The following is a 15,599-nucleotide window of genomic DNA, read 5'->3' as shown; positions in this document are numbered from 1 at the left end:
GAACCCATGACGCGCACCCCGCCCGGCCCGGCCGCGCCCTAGCGTCGGCACCCGTGACTCGCGTACTCGTGACCGGCGGCGCCGGTTTCATCGGATCCCATGTCGTGCACGCGCTGACCGCCGCCGGCTGCGAGGTGACCGTCCTCGACCGCGGTCACCCGGCCGCGCACCGCGACCCGCTGCCCGCGGAGATCGCCGGCGCCCCGGTGTCGGCGGCCGATCTGCGCGATCCGGCGGCGGTCGATGCCGCGCTGGCCGGCGTGGACGTGGTCGTCCACCAGGCCGCGATGGTCGGGCTCGGGGTCGACCTGGACGACCTGCCCGAGTACGTGGGCTGCAACGACCTCGCGACCGCCGTGCTGCTGGCCCGGATGGCCCGGGCCGGGGTGCACCGGCTCGTGCTGGCCGGCTCGATGGTGGTGTACGGCGAGGGCGGCTACTCCTGCGCCCGGCACGGCCGGGTCCGGCCCGGTCCGCGGGAGGTCGCCGATCTCGCCGCGGGCCGCTTCGAGCCGCCCTGCCCGCGCTGCGGGGAGCCGCTGGCGCCGGAGCTGGTCGGCGAGGACGCCGCGCTCGACCCCCGCAGCGTCTACGCCGCCACCAAGGTCGCCCAGGAGCACCTCACCGCCGCCTGGGCCCGGCAGACCGGCGGCGCCGTGGCGGTGTTGCGCTACCACAACGTCTACGGGCCGGGGATGCCGCGGGACACCCCGTACAGCGGCGTCGCGGCGATCTTCCGGTCCGCGGTGGAGGCCGGCCGGTCGCCGCGGGTCTTCGAGGACGGCGGTCAGCGCCGCGATTTCGTCCACGTCCGGGACGTCGCGGCCGCGAACCTCGCGGCGGTCGCGGCCACCGGGGCGCTCGACGGCTGGCGGGCGTACAACGTGGCCTCCGGGCGACCGGCCACCGTGGGCGAGGTCGCCGGGCGGCTGGCCAAGGCGGCCGGCGGGCCGGAGCCGGTGACCAGATGAGCCCGGCCCCCGACCGCCCGGCCGCGCGGATGAGCCCGGCCCCCGACCGCCCGGCCGCGCGGATGAGCCCGGCCCTCGACCGCGCCTCCGCACGGATGAGCCGGGCGCGAGCCGATCGTCTCGCCGCAGCGGGGGCGGCCGCACTGTTCGTCGTCGCAGCCGTCGCGGGCACGTTGCTGGGGCTGGCCGGCCACCCGGTCCACGCGGGCGCCGCTCCCCTGTTCGCCCACTGGCTGCCGCACGTCGGCCCGGGCACCCCGCTAGCCGTCGCGGTGGCGGTGCTGGTCTGCCGGTACGGCCCCTGGCTGGCCGCCCGGCTGCGGTGGCGGCCGCTGCTGGCGGTCTCCTACCTGACCGCCCTCGCCTGGACGCTGTCGCTCGCGCTGGTCGACGGCTGGCAGCGCGGGGTGGCCGGCCGCCTCACCACCCGCCCCGAGTACCTGACCGAGGTGCCCGGCGTGACCAGCGTGCCCGCGATGCTGCGCGGCTTCACCGGCCGCATCCTGGACCACCAGCCGGACTCGTGGACCACCCACGTCGCCGGCCATCCGCCGGGCGCCCTGCTGGTCTTCGTCGGGCTCGACCGGCTCGGCCTCGCCGGCGGCGCCTGGGCCGGGCTGCTGTGCGTCGCGGTGGGCGCGCTCACCGCGGTCGCCGTGCCGGCCACCATGCGCCTGACCGCCTCGGAGCGGGCCGGGCGGGCGGCGGCTCCCTTCGTGGCCCTGTTCCCCGGCGCGATCTGGGTGGGTGTCTCTGCGGACGGCCTGTTCGCCGGCGTCACCGCGACCGGGATCGCCCTCCTCGCGTACGGCATGGCCCGGAGATCCGTGCCCGCGGCCGTCACCGGCGGCCTGCTGCTCGGCGCGAGCGGGTACCTCTCGTACGGCCTGGTATTGATCTTCGTGATCGTGGCGGCCGTCGTGCTCGCCGTTCCGGGCGGCCGTCGCCTGGCATGGTGGGCGGCGGCCGGCGCGGCCGTCGTGGTGGCGGCGTTCACCGCGGCGGGCTTCGACTGGCTGACCGGCTACCACCTCGTGACGCGGCGCTACTACCAGGGCCTGGCAGCCCAGCGCCCGTACGCGTACTGGGTCTGGGCGGACCTCGCGGCCGTCGCCGTCGCCGCCGGCCCGATGGGCGCTGTGGTCCTTCGCCGCGCGACCCGGGCGCTCCGTCGCCGGACCGTGCTGGGCGGCGCCTGGCTGCTGCCGCTCGCCGCCGCGACCGCGATCCTCGCCGCCGACGTCAGCGGCTACAGCAAGGCCGAGGTGGAGCGGATCTGGCTGCCCTTCGCGGTGTGGCTGATGGCCGGCGCCGCGCTCGTGCCCGGCCGGCCGCGCCGCCACTGGCTGATCGCGCAGGCCACGGTCGCCCTGATCGTCAACCACGTCCTGTTCACCGTCTGGTGACCGCGGTCCGGTGGCGACCGGCCGTTACAGTCCCGTCATGTCTGCGGTTTGGCGCCCCGGCGATGTCGTCCTCGGCCGGTACGAGGTGAAGGCCGTCCACGAGAACGGCGGGATGGGCCTGGTCTACCGGGTGCGGCACCGCCGCTGGAACACCGACCTCGCCATCAAGGTGCCGCGCCCCGGCGTGCTGAGCGAGCCCACCTTCCGGAAGCAGTTCGTGGCCGAGGCCGAAACCTGGGTCGGCCTCGGCACCCACCCGCACGTGTGTACCTGCCACTACGTCAGCGTCGACGACGGCGTCCCCCGCGTCTTCGCCGAATATCTCGAGGGCGGCAGCCTGCGCGACTGGATCGACGACCGCCGGCTCTACCGCGGCGACCCGATCGCGGCGCTGGCCCGCATCCTCGACCTGACCATCCAGATCTGCTGGGGCCTCGACCACGCGCACGCCAACGGGCTCATCCACCAGGACGTCAAGCCGGGCAACATCCTGCTCGACGCCGACGGGCAGGCCAAGGTCACCGACTTCGGCCTGGCCCGGGCCGCCGGCGCCCTGGTGACCGCGCCCGCCACCCCGACCAGCCCGGCCACCGTCACGATGATCGCCACGGCCGGCGGCCTGACCCCCGCGTACGCCTCCCCGGAGCAGGTGGCCGGCGCGAAGCTGACCCGGCGTACGGACGTCTGGAGCCTCGCGGTCGTCGTCCTGGAGATGTTCACCGGCCGGCTCACCTGGCCGTTCGGGCCGATGGCCGGCGCCGCCCTGGCCGACCACCTGGCCCGCCCGCCCCAGCCGCATCTGCCGCCGATCCCGGCCCCCCTCGCCGATCTGCTCGGCCGCTGCTTCCAGGACGACCCGGCGCAGCGCCCCGCGCGGATGGCCGACCTCGCCGCCGAACTCGCCCAGATCCACCAGGAGACGCTCGGCCGGCCGTATCCGCGCGCCGCGCCCCGCCAGGCCGAACTCCGGGCCGACGAACTGACCAACCGCGGCCTGTCCCTGCTCGACCTCGGCCGCACCGCCGAGGCGGAGGAGGCGTTCGCCGCGGCCCTCGCCGCCGACCCGCAGCACATCGAGGCGACCTACAACGCCGGCCTGCTGCGCTGGCGGCAGGGGCAACTCTCCGACACCGCCCTGCTCACCTCCCTCGACACCGTGCGCGCCACGCTCGGCGACCCGTGGCCGGCCCGCTACCTGATGGCCCAGGTCCACCTCGAACGCGGCGACCTGGCCGCGGCCTCGACGCTGCTGGCAGACGCCGGCGACGACCCCGACGTGTCGGCCGCCCTGGCGGAGGTACGTGCCATGGTCGGCAGCGACGCCCTGGCCGGCTTCGACGACCACGGCACGGCGGTGACGAGCGTGGCCGTGTCCGCCGACCGCCACGTCGCGGTCACCGGTGACGCCGCCGGCCTGCTCCGGGTCTGGGACTTCGACGAAGAACCAGGCTTGCGGTACGCCGTGACCGCGCACGAAGACGCGGTGCTGGCGGTCGCGGTCAGCGCCGACGCGAAGGTGGCCGTCTCGGTCGGGGCCGACGGCACCGTCCGCGTCCGCGACCTCGAGCGCGGCGGCTGGCGCCGGCGACGGCGCGAGCTCACCCTGGCCGGGCACACCGACGCGGTTACCCGGGTCGCGATCACCCACGACGGCCGCCGGGTGCTGACCAACGACGGCGAGACCGTCCGGGTCTGGGACGCGGGCAACGGCCGCTGCCTGCGGGTCCTCACCGGACACACCGGGCGGGTGGCCGTCGTGGGCGTCAGTGCCGACGGGCGGCAGGCGATGTCGGTCGCCGGTGACGGGACCGTCCGGCACTGGGACCTGGAGACCGGCGCCTGCCTGCGGGTACTGCCCGGTCCCGAGTGGATCGGCCACGGCGGGGTCAGCGCCGACGGGCGGCTCGGCCTGGCCGCCAGCCGGAAGACCGGCGCCCACCTGTGGGACCTGCCGGCGGGCCGGCTGCTGCGCACCGTCGAGGCGCATGCCGACGTGCAGATGGCGTTGCGCCCGGCGCCCGCCGCGATCAGCGCCGACGGGCGCCGCATGATCACCGCGGGCCGGTACCACACCTTCCGGGTGTGGGAGACCGCCACCGGCCGCTGCCTGCGCACCTACACCGGGCACGAGGCCGAGGTCTGGGCGGTCGCGCTCACCGGCGACGGCCGGTTCGCCGCCACCGCCGACCGCGGCGGCGTCCTGCGGTGGTGGCGGCTGCCTGCGGCGCACACCAGCCCGTACCGGCTGTGCCGGCCCCGCACCCACGTCGAGCTCAGCGGCCTGCGGAACCAGGTCGACGCGCTGCTGGCCCAGGCCGAGCAGGACCTCGCGGCCGGCCGCTACCCGGCCGCGCACACCCTGCTCAGCACGGCCCGGGCCACGCCCGCCTACGAACGGGAACCTCGCGTCCTGGACGCCTGGCGGCGCCTCGGCCGGCACGCCACCCGGGCCGGGATCCGCGCGGTCTGGCCGGTACGCACGCTGACCGACGCCGCCGGCATCACCCGGGGCGTCAGCCTCGACGCCGACGGGACGCACGCGCTGACCGCCAGCGACAACGCCGTCCGCCTCTGGCGCACCGACGGCACCGGCGCGTACCTCGAGCACGACACCGGCGACTCGCCCTCGACCGCGTCGCTGAGCGCCGACGCGACCGTCGGCCTGACCGCCGGCAAGCGCCTGCACGTGTGGGACGCGCGCACCGGCGAGCTGCGGCGCTCCTTCGGCGGGCACACCCACTACGCCGTGCTCAGCGTCCACCTCGCCGGCGAGGGCCGGCTGGCGGTCTCCGGCGGGGGCGACAACGCCGTACGGCTGTGGGATCTCGAGATCGGCAAGCAGGTACGCGCCTTCGAAGGGCACCGCACGAGGGTGACGTCCGTCCGGTTCGGACCCGGCGAACGGCAGATCGTGTCCGCGGGCGCCGACGGGCACGTACGCCTGTGGGACGTGGCCGGCGGCGAGTGCCTGCAGGTGTTCGCGGGCCATCGGGGCTCCGTCGCCACCGCCGTCCTGACCCCCGGCGGCGAGACCGTGGTCTCCGGCGGCGAGGACGGCACGATCCGCCGGTGGGACGCGGCGACCGGCGAGTGCCTGAGCATCCTCGAAGGGCACACCGGCTCGGTCAACGAGCTGGCCCTCAGCGGCGACGGCCGGTTCGCCGCGTCGGCGGGCCACGACAACACCGTACGGCTGTGGGACCTGGAGGCGGGCCGCTGCCTGCACACGGTCGACGGGCACACGTATCCGGTGTGGTCGGTGTCGTGGAGCGGCGACGGCCGGTACCTGCTGTCCGGCAGCCACGACCGCGGCATCCGCCTCTGGGAGATCGACTGGGAGCTGGCGTAGCGTCGGTCTCATGGAGACGTTCGGGCGCGACGGCATGCGATTCCCGGTGCTGGACGAGGGACCGGCGGACGCGGAGACGGTCGTGCTCCTGCACGGCTTCCCGCAGAGCGCGCGATCGTGGAGCGGCGTCTCCCGGCGGCTGGTCGCGGCCGGTTACCGGGTCCTCGCGCCCGAGCAGCGCGGCTACGCTCCGCAGGCCCGGCCGAGGTCCCGGCGGGCCTACCGGCTCCACGAGCTGGTGGCCGACGTCGTGGCCCTGATCGATGCCGCGGGCGCCGACCGGGTTCATCTGGTGGGCCACGACTGGGGTGGCGGGGTCGCCTGGATGGTCGCCGCCACCAGGCCGGATCGCCTGCGTACGCTCACCGCGGTCTCCGCGCCGCACCCCCGCGCGCTGGTCACCGCCATGCGGAGCAGCCCCCAGGTCCTGCAGGCCTGGCACGTGCTGTTCTTTCAGCTGCCGTGGCTGCCCGAGGCCGCGTTCCGCGCCCGGGGCGGGCGGCTCGCGGTGGCCCTGCTCCAGCATTCCGGCCTGGACGAGCGGGAGGCGAGGGCGTACGTCGAACGGCTCACCGCCGACCCGGGCGCCCTGTCCGCCGCGCTCCGGTGGTACCGCGCCCTGCCCCTTGACGTCTCGACCGGCCGCGCGGCCGGCGCGATCACCGTCCCGACGACGTACGTCTGGAGCACGGGCGACGTCGCCCTCGGCCGCCGGGCCGCGGAACTGACCGGCCGGTGGGTGACCGGCCCGTACGACTTCAAGGTGCTCGACGGCGTCTCGCACTGGATCCCGGAACAGGTCCCGGAGGAACTGGCCGACTGCATCCTGCGACGGATCACGAGCTGAGCCGGACCGGCCGCCGTTGCATCAGGACGGTGGCCGAGAGAACGGCGTCGATCGGGAAGTACGCGGTGACCTGGCAACCGAACGGGGCGGCCGCGACGGTCACGTCGTAGTGCACCGGACGCGGCTGGTCCCAGTGGATGCGCACCCCGTCCCGGCCGGCGCCGAGCAGTTCGTCCAGCTCGTCCCGGCCGGGGCCGGCGGGCATCGGGGTGACCCGCAGGGCGGTGAGCGTCCCGTCCTCCTCGCTGACCTCGACGCGGCCGGTGCCGGCCGGCGGCGGGGTCAGCAGCCGGTACCCGATGGCGTCGGCGAGCGCCCCGGTCAGGCCGAGCGCGGCCAGGATCGTCGCGGTGGGACCGGCCGGGATCACGCACAGCCGCCGGGCCCAGTCGGCGAGCACGAGGGCGTCGACGCGTCCCCGGCGGGTCTGCTCGGCGGCGGCCACATGCAGCACGGCATCGGGGACGGCGGGTCGCTGCCAGCACGCCGGCCAGTCCTCCAGGTCCAGCGCCGGACGATCGTCGACCAGCAGGGTGTAGAGCGGTTCGGCGGGGAAGTCGTTGACCCGGATCGTCAGCCGGGCGCCGCCGTGCGTCGCCAGGTAGGGGAACTCGCCGTCACCGCTGCGCGTCCACGCGATCGGCTGCCCCGCCAGATCCTCCACCACCCCGACGTTGCCGCACCGGCCGCGCGCTGTCGAGCGAGATCCGGGCGGCGATCGACCATGACCCACGTCACACCGGCCGCGGCCGGGACGACATAAGGTACTGTCGAGTAGTAACCGGAAGAAAACCCTCCATGCTGCCGCGCCCGGCCGAGGAGTGTCCCATGGCTACCAGCGAGATGTCCGACCTGCGCCAGTTCCCGGTGATCCGTACCTGTCCGTACACCCCGCCCACCGAGTACCGCGAGCTCGCCCGCGACGAGCCGATCGCCCGGGTCGGGCTGCCCGACGGCGGCTGGGCCTGGGCGGTGAGCCGGCACGAGCACGTACGCCAGGTCCTCAACGACCCCAGCTTCAGCGCCGACCGGTCCCATCCGGACTTCCCCAGCCAGGCGCCGGCCGGCCAGAAACCGCAGCGGCTCGACGAGGCGGACCGCACGATCCTCACCATGGATCCGCCGGAGCACGGCCCCGCCCGCCGCGCGGTGCTCGGCGAGTTCACCGTCCGCCGGATCAACGCGCTGGTCCCCGAGATCCAGCGGATCGTCGACGAGCAGATCGACCAGCTCCTGGCCGGGCCGCAGCCGGCCGACCTGGTCGAGACCCTGTCGCTGCCGGTGCCGTCGCGGGTGATCTGCGCGATGCTCGGCGTGCCGTACGCCGACCATCCGTTCTTCCAGGTCAACACGGCCGCGATGATCAAACGGGACACCCCGATGCCGGAGCGCCGGGAGGCCTTCGACCGGATCCGCGGCTACATGTCCGACCTGATCGCCACCAAGGAGGCGGACCCGCCCGACGACCTGCTCGGCCGCCAGATCCGGCAGCGGCGGGCCGAGGGCGCGTACGACCGCCGCTCGCTGGCCGCCCTCGGGTTCCTGCTGCTGGTCGCCGGGCACGAGACGACCGCCAACATGATCTCGCTGGGCACCCTCAAACTCCTCGACGACCCGGAGCAGCACGCGAAGCTGCGGGCCGATCCGGAGCGTACGGCCGGGGCGGTCGAGGAGATGCTGCGCTACTTCACCATCGCGGACAGCGCGGTGGCCCGGCTGGCCACCGCCGACACCACGGTGGGCGACGTGACCATCCGGGCCGGCGAGGGCGTGCTCCTGCTCGGCCTGGTCGCCAACCGCGACCCCGACGTGTTCCCCGACCCGGATGCCTTCGACGTCGAGCGCCCGGCCCGCCACCATCTGGCCTTCGGTTTCGGCCCGCACCAGTGCCTCGGGCAGAACCTGGCCCGCGTCGAGCTCCGGGTCGTCTTCGACGCGCTGCTACGCCGGGTGCCCACGCTGCGGCTCGCCGCCGGCGTCGCCGACCTGCCGATCAAGAGCGACGCGTCGATCTTCGGCCTGTACCAGCTGCCGGTGGCCTGGTGACCACCATGAAGATCGTCGCGGACACCACCCGCTGCGTCGGCGCCGGCCAGTGCGTCCTGACCGAGCCCGACCTCTTCGACCAGTCCCCAAAGGACGGCACCGTGATCGTCCTGGACGACGACCCACCGCCGGAACTGCACCGAGCCGCCCGCGAGGCGGCCCTGGTCTGCCCCAGCCAGGCGCTGTCCGTAGAGGAGTGACCGCGGGGCTCATCCACCCCCGGATCCGCTGCTCCCCCGGCCGACGGCATTCGTCCTGACGGTGCCGTTGCCGACCTTGCCGGTAGCCGGACTTCGGTGTGAGGCCGGACCTTGCCCTCAAAGTGGCAGGTGGTCTGGCCGAAGGCTGGTGCAGCTAGGAACGGACCGACTGCCGACTGAGTGTCTTCTCACCCACCGACAGCAGCGACCGGACGTCCGCGGGCCATGCGGTGACGTCCTCGCCGTGCCGGTGCCGCAGGGCCAGGACGACGCGGTCCAGTCCGAACGCGAGGCACGCGCTGTGCGCCACCCGCCCGTCGGCGTCGGTGATCGCGAAGACCTCGCCGAAATGATCCTTGTGGTAGTTGGCCGAGGCGACCGCCTGGGTGATCCCGTCCGACACGGCGACCGCCAGCTCCCACTTGAGCTGCTGCGACCGCTGGTTGGCGGCGAGCAGCCCGCCGGTCCGGCCGAAGAACGGATCGTTCGCGGCGACGACCTCGACGGCCAGCCCGAGCCGCCGCAGGAACTCGGCGGCCGAGGCCAGCATGCGATCCCGCCAGGCGTCCGTCGCGGCGGCTCGGCCGAGGCAGACCACCTCGTACATCCGGAACGACCGCAGCCGGCCGGTCTCGGCGGTGGCCTCGCCGCGGAAGCAGGTCGCCTCCACGCTGGTGAGGACCTCGGAGGACACGGAGTCGCCGCAGTACAGCGGATAGAGGTGGTGACAGGCGGCTGGGGTGAGCACCAGGTCGCTCGGTGCGACCGGTCCGCCTCGGGGCGCCGCGTAGACGCTGCCCAGCAGGTGTGGGAAGGACTCCCGGTAGCCCACCTGGTCGATGGTCCGGGCGGCGATGACCGGCGGCGCGACGTAGTGTTCGTTGCCAGGTTCGCTGAACCGGTTGTCGATGGCGAAGCGCAGTCCGTCGAGAAGACGCCCTTCCGTCCGGGAGGTCAGCGGCGCTCCGGAGGCTGTCACCGTTCACCCCCGGACAGCAGGAGCATTCTCGAGTTGGCCGACAGCAGCCGCCCGTTCCCGATCATCAGGGGCGCCGAGCAGGCGTCCCGCAGAATCCGAGCCACCGAGTAGGGACCGTCCTCGGTGAAGCCGGCCATCCCGCAGACGCCCAGAGCCATCCGCGCGACGTCGACGGCGCCCTCGGACGCCGCTACCTTGAGCGCGTTCAGCTCCACCGAACGAGACAGGGTGGGCTCCTTGCCGGAGCGCAGGACCGGCTCGAGCGCCTGGACCGCAGCATCGAGCTGGGCCCGGATGCCGGCCAGCCGGATGTGCGCGCGGGCGAGCGCCGGGTCGTCGACGATGGTCGCGTCGCGGCTCCGCCGGCGTGTGCAGCAGACCGCCCGGTCGACCGCCTCGGTGGCCAGGCCCACCCATACTCCCGCCCAGAGCAGATGGGACAGCGGAACCATCGTGCGGGCCGCCACCTCCCGGAACGGGACGGGGAAGACCTGGTCCCGATCGAAGGCGGCGGCGAGGTCGAACGCCGGGCTGCAGGTGCCGCGCATGCCCAGGGTGTTCCAGTCGCCGACCTTCTCGAGCCGCACCTGAGGCCGACTGACCAGCACCGCGACCTGGTTGCCCGGGTCGGCGTCCGGGGCGGCCCGGGCGGTCACCAGGAACGCCTCCGCGTACGCCCCGTACGAGACGGTGCTGCCCCGCTTGACCAGGGTCCGCTCGCGATCCCCGGCGGCGTCGGCCTGGACGCCGGCGTGGCTCTGGCGCAGATCGCCACCGGACTTGGGTTCGCTCGTCACCGAGGCGATCAGCCACTGGCCGCGCAGGACGGGTTCGAGCATCGGCGACGCCGGGTGATGGCGTACCAAGCAGGCCAACTGCACCTGGTGCATGGCCCACACCATTGCGCTCGCGCCGCAAGCGCGGCCGAGCCGCACGGCGACGGAGACGAGCTCGGCGAGGGTCAGCCCCGGTCCGCCGAGGTCTTCCGGCGCGACGGCGTTGAGCAGGTTCCGCTCGCGGAGGGCGGCCAGCGTCTCGGCCGGGAACCGTGCCTCCCGGTCCACCTCGGCCGCCGCCGCGGCGGCGCGTTCCGCGACGTACCGAAGGTCGTCTTCCCTCTCCCTCGCCTGCTCGGCGGCGGAAGCGTGGCCGGGCGCGGCCGACATCTCGGTGGTCATCGCGCCGCCGTTCCCCGGGCGCCGAGCACCGCGGACAAAGCGGCGGCGATGGCGTCGATGCTGGCGAAGGTCTCCCGCGTGAGTGCCTCGTCGGGGAACTCCACCGCGAAGTGGTCCTCCAGCCGCACCATCACCTGCACACTGGTCATCGAGTCCATGCCGGCGCTCCACAGGTCGGCGTCGGCCGGCAACGTGTCCACGATGCCGGCCAGCTTCGGAACGGTCCTGAGCACCGCTCTCGTCTCCTCGCGCATTTCCCCTCCTCGGTTCGCGCGCACACCGGCGCGTCTGATCGGTCAGGAACCCAGTTCGGCCAGGGCGCCCACCGTGATGTCCCCAGCGCCGGCCGCGGCGGTGAGCAGCGTGAGCACCTCGCCCGCCAGCGACTCGGCCTCGGCCAGCCCGGCCGGACCGCCACCGGCGAAGGCGCGGGCGGTCGTCCGGTCGGACGCGAAGGCGAACCGCATGGTGGTGACGCTGAGGTCGTGGGCCGGCCGGAACGGTCCATGGGTGACCACGGCGCGCGGCTCGGCCGGCGCCGGGCCCGACGTGCCCTCCTCCATCCAGACGTGCAGCTGCACATAGTCGACGCCGTCCGCCAGCAGCGCCTGACCCAGCTCGGGCACCTCGCACACCAGGTCACCGACGCTGCGGACGGCGTTGCGGAAACTCCGCCAGGACCGCGACATCGTCGACTTGAGGTAGGTCGTGACGCTCTGGTCCGGGTCGACCCGGCAGACGATGGGGCGGTCATGCGCGAAATAGCCGACGGCCGATTCCAGGCCCGGCTGCTGCCGGTTGGAGACCGGGGTGAACAGCGCGATGCGCGAACGCCCGGTGCGCCGCCAGATCGCCAGGCCGGCGAGGGCCGCCAGCACCGCGAACGGCGTTACCCCGCAGGCGCCGCTCAGCGCGTCCACGCAGGCGCGCAGGCGTGGGCCCGGATACCAGAGATCCACTTGGGAGCAGGTGAGTTCCGCGTCGTTGCCGGGGCGAGGCACCAGTCCGGACAACGGTTCCACCCCGTCGAGGGCCGTACGCCAGTAGCTCGCCTCTCGATCGTCCGACGCGGCGGCCCGGGCACGGTCGCGGCACAGCCCGGCGAAGCCCGACGGCGGGCCGGCGTCCCCGCCGTTCACCAGCGCGGTCAGTTCCTCGGCCGCGACGCGGGCGGAGTACCCGTCGCAGACGAAGTGGTCGAGATTGACCAGCAGGTGCCGGTCCCGCCCATCGGCCGACTCGACCAGCTCATGGCTGGCCCGGCCGGCCACCGACCGGTCCTGCGGGACGTTCCGCAGCTCGGCACGACGTCTGGCCAGCTCCTCGCCGACGTCCTGCCCGTCGGTCAACCGCCGTACGGTCAGCGCCGGCACTGTGTCCTCCACGGACTGCACGAACTGCGAGTGCCCGACCAGCCGCGTACGCAAGGCCTCCTGACGCCGATGCAGCCGGCGGACGGCCGCCCGGACGTCGGACTCCGGGATCCGCTCTGGGACCGGAACGCGCACCGTCATGTTGTGGAAGATGCCGGGCCCGAACAACCCTTCCAGGAAGAGCATGCTGCGTTGTTCCGGGGAAAGCGCGAAGTACGCCATCGCGAGCCACTCCGTTCAGGGACAGTTCCAGAAGAAGAGCAGGTTCTGTATCGCCAGCGCCTCCCAATCGCTGAGCCCGATGCCGCAGCCGCGCAGTTCCCTTTCCAGTTCGTCGCCGTCGAGGCCGGCGAAGCCGTCGCCGCGGCTCAGCGTGCGCAGCAGGGTGAGCAGGCGCCACCACAGGAGCCCACGCAGACCGTACGGATCCTCCGGGCCGGAAGGCGCAAACGGCGCCGACAGACCCTCCAGCACATCGCGCTCGGCGGCGAGGACCTCCTGGACGACCTTCTCCCGCGGGCCGATGCCGGACTCTCGCGCAAGCCGGTCCAGCGCGGCGCGCAGGCCGTCGGCGATCGCCCGGCACGCCCGCCGGGTCTCCGGCGGCGAAACGGGGTGGTTCTCCAGCATCCGGGTCGCGCGGAGCTTGACGGTCAGGAAGATGGCGAAGGGGTCGTCGTCGGCCGCCGAGGGACGGATCGCGTCCAGCGCCGCGGTGATCGGGTCGTCGCCGGGCGCCGGGCCACCGGCGATGCGGCCCACGGCGGCCCGCACCTCGCTCTTGCCGAAGTAGAGCAGGGACTCCCGCAGGACGCCCACGCCGTCGTCCGAGCTGTGCATCAGCGCCAGAATCTTGGAGAAGCTGCGCAGCTCGCCGCGGATGGACTGCGGACTCGCCTCGCGCGGCTGGGAAGCGCCCTTGAGCCGGGCCAGCCGACCGGGTGCATCGCCGTCCGGGTGGTGCAGCAGCAGCGCCAGCGAGGCGCCGAAGCCCAGGCCGCGGCGGGTGAGGAACCAATGCGTACGCTGGTTGTCGAAGACCTTGCGGCGATAGCCGTACTTGTAGAGCTCCTCGATCTCGTCGTCGCCGAGGTATTTCACCCGCCACGCCAGGACCCGGAATCCCGCCCGGGTCACCCGGTCGACGACTTGCTCGTGCAGCCCCCGGTGAATGGCGTCGGGCGTGACGATCATGAATGCGACCTGGTCGGCCGCGCCGCTCAGGCCGGCGGCGCCCAGGTCGGCGAGGTCGGTCGGGGACAGCGGGTAGTCGGGCAGCCGGGCGGCATCCCGTACGAGGTCGCCGAAGGTCAGGGACACGAATGGGCCTCCCTATGCGGTGGGGCGGTAGAAGAAGAACAGGCTTTCGAGCGCCGTGAGTTCCAGAGCGCTGAGGGGCACGCCCAGCGCCTCCAGCACGGCGGCGAACTGAGCGAAGGGAAGCTGCGGATACGCGGCGAAATCCGCCAGCAGACGCAGGCAGGCCAGCGCCGACGCGGGCGCGAACCGGGCCGGATCCGCGGTGGCCCCGAGTATCCCCGCCTCCTCCTTCAGCAGCCCGGCGATCGCATCGGTCTCCGCGAGGAATCCCGGGTTCTCGGCGACGACCGCGTCCGCGGCGTCGTATACCGGCAGCAGGTGCTCGACCACGCCCGGCCGGTCGGCGGCGATCTCGATCAGCAGCCGGCGCTTGACCCGGTACAGCAGCCGGTACTGCTCGATGCGGCTCATCTCGGCCGGCGCGGCGTAGGAGCGAAGCGCCCCGACCTCCGCCGCGGACACCGCGGGACGGTCGAAAAGCTCCTCGATCCGGCCGGGCTCGAAGAACACCGAGGCCTCGTACACCATGCTCAGCAGATCGTCGGAGCTGTGCAGCAGGGCGAAGGTCTTGTTCGGCGTCCGATAGGCGTTGCGCAGCGTCCCCGGCTCGGCCAGCAGGGGATCGGACCGGCCCTTGGCCGCGGTGAACGTCTCCTGGAAGCCGTCGTCCGACGGGTGTCGCAGCAGCAGGCCAAGGGATTCGCCCAGATCGAAGACCTTGCGCTTGATCCACCACGACGAGATGTGCCGGCCGGGGACGTCCGTCACCAACCCGTCGACGTAGATCCGCTCCGCCAGCTCCGGGGTCATGGTCCGCACCCGGTACGCCACCACCATGTCGCCGTACTGGTCCAGCAAACGGCGATGCACCCCCTGCATGACGCCGTCCGGGGTCACGATGGTGAACGCCATTCGCGGCAGTTTCGGCAATACAGCCGGGTCGAACCCCTCGACGTGCCGGGCGTAAAACCGCTCGAGAACCGGATAGCTCGCCCGCTGGGCCGCGAGCGATCGCAAAACCTCATGCGCAGCCAACGGAAAGTCGCCCCTCAATTCGTCGTACCAATTCCGCAGAGGACACACAATAGTGGTCCAGCATTTCTCGATGCGTTCCCGCGCCATAGCAGAACTGGTCGTCAATGCCGACCCGCAGCAGCGGCGCCGCCGAGTTCTCGGCCAAGAGCTCCGCCACCGCCGAGCCGAGGCCGCCGATGATGCTGTGCTCCTCCACCGTGACAACGAGCCTCGCCCGCGCCGCCCGCTCCTCGATCAGTAGCCGGTCGAGAGGCTTGAGCGTGTGCAGATGCAGCACGCCGGCCTGGATACCGCGGGCCGCGAGCGTCTCCGCGGCGCTCAGCGCGACGTCGCTCATCGTGCCGGTGACGATGATCAGAACGTCCGTGCCCTGGCGCAGCGGGACCCCGCGGCCGGGGGTCACGGCGGCGTCGCCCGCGCCACCCGCCTCGGACTCGGGCGGAATCCGTACGTAGGCCGGCCCCGGCGCCCGGATCAACCCCCGCAACAGCGCCTCCAGTTCCCCGAAGTCGCGCGGCGCGACCACCGTCATGCCCGGGATCGCCCGCATGATCGCCAGATCCTCGATCGCGTGGTGGGTGGGCCCGGACCGCGCCGCGCTCAGGCCGCCCTTGGTGACGCAGATGGTCACGTTGAGGTTCTGATAAGCGATCGACGTCCGGATCTGCTCGCAAGCACGCATCGAGGCGAAGGCCGCGAAGGTGTGCACGATCGGCCGCATGCCCATCAGCGCCATGCCGGCCGCCAGTCCCATGGCGTTCTGCTCGGCGATGCCCGCGTTGAGGAAACGCTCGGGCCACCGGTCGCGTACGGCGCTCGTGCCGCTGCTGCGCGAAAGGTCGCCGTCCACCACGACGATGCGCTCGTCCTGGGGCAGCAGATTGAGCAGCACCCT

At 73.4% G+C, this 15,599-nt stretch carries 14 protein-coding genes; 6 read left to right on the top strand and 8 right to left on the bottom strand.

Annotated features, from left to right (window positions below; translation table 11 throughout):
- Positions 1 to 53: 53 nt before the first annotated feature.
- The 4 genes from IH26_RS0103020 to IH26_RS0103005 all read left to right on the top strand — a co-directional run bounded on the left by IH26_RS0103020 (position 54) and on the right by IH26_RS0103005 (position 6,573).
- Positions 54 to 971 (top strand): NAD-dependent epimerase/dehydratase family protein, encoded by a 918-nt coding sequence (locus IH26_RS0103020; protein ID WP_084598584.1) that lies wholly within the window; start codon positions 54 to 56, stop codon positions 969 to 971.
- Between the two features lie 62 nt (positions 972 to 1,033).
- Entirely contained in the window at positions 1,034 to 2,377 is a 1,344-nt protein-coding gene (locus tag IH26_RS0103015) for a hypothetical protein (protein ID WP_030434541.1), read from the top strand.
- Positions 2,378 to 2,414: 37 nt separating this feature from the next.
- On the top strand, positions 2,415 to 5,726 hold the full coding sequence (locus IH26_RS53020; protein WP_051807366.1) for a WD40 repeat domain-containing serine/threonine protein kinase: 3,312 nt from the start codon (positions 2,415 to 2,417) through the stop codon (positions 5,724 to 5,726).
- 10 nt (positions 5,727 to 5,736) lie between these two features.
- Positions 5,737 to 6,573 (top strand): alpha/beta fold hydrolase, encoded by an 837-nt coding sequence (locus IH26_RS0103005; protein ID WP_030434540.1) that lies wholly within the window; start codon positions 5,737 to 5,739, stop codon positions 6,571 to 6,573.
- Here the strand turns inward: IH26_RS0103005 and IH26_RS59420 are convergent.
- Positions 6,563 to 7,237: a hypothetical protein gene (locus IH26_RS59420; protein ID WP_157437004.1), complete on the bottom strand. Its 675-nt coding sequence runs from the start codon at positions 7,235 to 7,237 to the stop codon at positions 6,563 to 6,565. The genes IH26_RS0103005 and IH26_RS59420 overlap by 11 nt on opposite strands.
- Positions 7,238 to 7,401: 164 nt before the next feature.
- On the opposite strand from IH26_RS59420, the gene IH26_RS0102995 reads away from it, so the two are divergent.
- The gene (locus IH26_RS0102995; protein ID WP_211268555.1) at positions 7,402 to 8,619 is read left to right on the top strand and encodes a cytochrome P450; all 1,218 of its coding nucleotides are present in this window, start codon (positions 7,402 to 7,404) and stop codon (positions 8,617 to 8,619) included.
- Positions 8,620 to 8,624: 5 nt separating this feature from the next.
- On the top strand, positions 8,625 to 8,819 hold the full coding sequence (locus IH26_RS0102990) for a ferredoxin (RefSeq protein ID WP_030434537.1): 195 nt from the start codon (positions 8,625 to 8,627) through the stop codon (positions 8,817 to 8,819).
- A gap of 154 nt (positions 8,820 to 8,973) precedes the next feature.
- Here IH26_RS0102990 and IH26_RS0102985 read toward each other — a convergent pair whose 3' ends face one another.
- The 7 genes from IH26_RS0102985 to IH26_RS0102955 all read right to left on the bottom strand — a co-directional run bounded on the left by IH26_RS0102985 (position 8,974) and on the right by IH26_RS0102955 (position 15,596).
- Positions 8,974 to 9,798, bottom strand: coding sequence for a class-II aminoacyl-tRNA synthetase family protein (locus IH26_RS0102985; protein WP_051807364.1), 825 nt, complete (start codon positions 9,796 to 9,798; stop codon positions 8,974 to 8,976).
- A complete protein-coding gene (locus tag IH26_RS0102980; RefSeq protein ID WP_051807362.1) occupies positions 9,795 to 10,976 on the bottom strand; it encodes an acyl-CoA dehydrogenase family protein in 1,182 nt (393 codons plus the stop codon). The genes IH26_RS0102985 and IH26_RS0102980 overlap by 4 nt, the downstream gene beginning before the upstream one ends.
- The gene (locus IH26_RS0102975; protein WP_030434534.1) at positions 10,973 to 11,230 is read right to left on the bottom strand and encodes an acyl carrier protein; all 258 of its coding nucleotides are present in this window, start codon (positions 11,228 to 11,230) and stop codon (positions 10,973 to 10,975) included. The genes IH26_RS0102980 and IH26_RS0102975 overlap by 4 nt, the downstream gene beginning before the upstream one ends.
- Positions 11,231 to 11,272: 42 nt before the next feature.
- Positions 11,273 to 12,571, bottom strand: a complete 1,299-nt coding sequence (locus IH26_RS0102970) for a condensation domain-containing protein (RefSeq protein WP_084598583.1) — start codon at positions 12,569 to 12,571, stop codon at positions 11,273 to 11,275.
- 15 nt (positions 12,572 to 12,586) lie between these two features.
- Positions 12,587 to 13,669: a nucleoside-diphosphate kinase gene (locus IH26_RS0102965; RefSeq protein WP_030434532.1), complete on the bottom strand. Its 1,083-nt coding sequence runs from the start codon at positions 13,667 to 13,669 to the stop codon at positions 12,587 to 12,589.
- 12 nt (positions 13,670 to 13,681) lie between these two features.
- Positions 13,682 to 14,581, bottom strand: coding sequence for a nucleoside-diphosphate kinase (locus IH26_RS0102960; RefSeq protein WP_030434531.1), 900 nt, complete (start codon positions 14,579 to 14,581; stop codon positions 13,682 to 13,684).
- Between the two features lie 109 nt (positions 14,582 to 14,690).
- Positions 14,691 to 15,596, bottom strand: a complete 906-nt coding sequence (locus IH26_RS0102955; RefSeq protein WP_169789707.1) for a transketolase family protein — start codon at positions 15,594 to 15,596, stop codon at positions 14,691 to 14,693.
- Positions 15,597 to 15,599 lie beyond the last annotated feature (3 nt).

The sequence above is a fragment of the Actinoplanes subtropicus genome, assembly GCF_000721705.1.
In the GTDB taxonomy this organism is placed as follows: Bacteria; Actinomycetota; Actinomycetes; order Mycobacteriales; family Micromonosporaceae; genus Actinoplanes; species Actinoplanes subtropicus.
The sequence above is the reverse complement of the archived record's forward strand: the minus strand, read 5'-3'. Positions and strand labels throughout refer to the sequence as shown.

Coding starts and splice junctions, on each gene's coding strand:
- IH26_RS53020 (WP_051807366.1), top strand. CDS start 2,415: ATGTCTGCGGTTTGGCGCCCCGGCGATGTCGTCCTCGGCCGGTACGAG.
- IH26_RS0102960 (WP_030434531.1), bottom strand. CDS start 14,581: ATGGCGTTCACCATCGTGACCCCGGACGGCGTCATGCAGGGGGTGCAT.
- IH26_RS0102970 (WP_084598583.1), bottom strand. CDS start 12,571: ATGGCGTACTTCGCGCTTTCCCCGGAACAACGCAGCATGCTCTTCCTG.
- IH26_RS0102975 (WP_030434534.1), bottom strand. CDS start 11,230: ATGCGCGAGGAGACGAGAGCGGTGCTCAGGACCGTTCCGAAGCTGGCC.
- IH26_RS0102995 (WP_211268555.1), top strand. CDS start 7,402: ATGGCTACCAGCGAGATGTCCGACCTGCGCCAGTTCCCGGTGATCCGT.
- IH26_RS0102990 (WP_030434537.1), top strand. CDS start 8,625: ATGAAGATCGTCGCGGACACCACCCGCTGCGTCGGCGCCGGCCAGTGC.
- IH26_RS0103005 (WP_030434540.1), top strand. CDS start 5,737: ATGGAGACGTTCGGGCGCGACGGCATGCGATTCCCGGTGCTGGACGAG.
- IH26_RS0103015 (WP_030434541.1), top strand. CDS start 1,034: ATGAGCCCGGCCCTCGACCGCGCCTCCGCACGGATGAGCCGGGCGCGA.
- IH26_RS0102980 (WP_051807362.1), bottom strand. CDS start 10,976: ATGACCACCGAGATGTCGGCCGCGCCCGGCCACGCTTCCGCCGCCGAG.